At 63.9% G+C, this 1,414-nt stretch carries 1 protein-coding gene; it reads left to right on the plus strand.

Annotation, left to right across the window (positions count from 1 at the left end; all coding sequences use genetic code 11):
• The first annotated feature begins 94 nt into the window (after window positions 1-94).
• A complete protein-coding gene (locus tag AC1DJW_RS26400) occupies window positions 95-1,237 on the plus strand; it encodes an IS701 family transposase (protein WP_476902941.1) in 1,143 nt (380 codons plus the stop codon).
• Window positions 1,238-1,414 lie beyond the last annotated feature (177 nt).

Below are 1,414 nucleotides of genomic sequence, written 5' to 3' on the forward strand. Positions count from 1 at the left end.
CCTAGTACTACAGTCGCGTTTAGTCTTGGCTGCGTCGGCGGTTTAATCGGACTTTCCGCTTGGGGCCTGTTAATCGTTGGTGGTGAGTGATGATATTTGTGTGGCGGACGTAGAAGAGTGGGCCGAAGGTCTGGAGGAAATCGGCGATCTGATTGGGCAGCGGTTTGTCCGGTCCGAACCGCGGCGGAATGCTGTGGGGTATGTGCGCGGGCTGCTTTCGGATGAGGAACGGAAGAACTCCTGGACCCTGTCTGAGCGGGCCGGGCACGGTACCCCGGATGGCATGCAGCGCTTGCTCTCCACTACCGACTGGGACCCGGATGCTGTGCGGGATGACCTGTTCGCCTACGTCAACCGCCACTTGGGCGATCCCGACGGGATCCTGATCATTGACGAGACCGGATTCCTCAAGAAGGGCGCCGCCTCAGCCGGTGTTGCGCGCCAGTATTCGGGCACCGCCGGGCGGGTGGAGAACTGCCAGATCGGGGTGTTCATGACGTACTCCGCCCCGGCCGGTCGCACCCTGCTGGACCGGGAACTCTACCTGCCCAAAACCTGGACCGATGACCGGGAGCGATGCGCCCGGGCCGGGATCCCCAAGGAGCGGGAATTCGCCACGAAACCGGTACTGGCCGCGGACATGATCGACCGCGCCCTGGATGCCGGGATCCCTGCCCGCTGGGCCACAGGGGACGCGGTCTACGGACAGCATGCGGGGTTGCGCCGCCGTCTGCAAGCCAGGGGTTTGCACTATGTGCTGGCCGTTCCCATCAACCAAAACGTCATCGCCCCCACCGCCGGGATCGGCGAGCAATGGCGTGCGGATAAACTCATCGCTTCCCTGCGCGCCAATGCCTGGCGGACCCGCACCGCCGGGGCCGGAACCAAGGGCGATCGCCGGTATTCCTGGGCGCGGACCCGCATTAACGGTCCCGCCGAAACCGGAGAACACTGGCTGCTGGCCCGCCGGTCCCTGAAAGACCCGACCGATCTGGCGTACTACATCTGCCACGGCCCGAACCGGGTCTCTTTGGCCGAGCTGGTCCGGATCGCCGGCGCCCGTTGGGCGATCGAGGAAACCTTCCAAACCTCCAAGGGCGAAACGGGGCTGGACCACTACCAGGTCCGCCAATACACCGGCTGGTACCGGCACATCACCCTGTCCATGTTTGCCCAGGCATTCCTGACCGTGATCCGCTCCAAAAAAGGGGCCCTGCCGCCGGAAACGGGGAACTGATCCGGCTCTCGCTGCCCGAAATCAGGCGGCTGCTCGTCCGGCTCGTCTGGCATCGCACCACCAGCCCGAAGCACGTCCTGGAACACTCAACCTGGCGACGAAAACACCAACACCGCGCACGACATAGTCATTACAAATCCCGCGGACACACCCCATAAACGCGACTGTAGTACTAGG

Source organism: Arthrobacter sp. 05L417 (assembly GCF_056397865.1).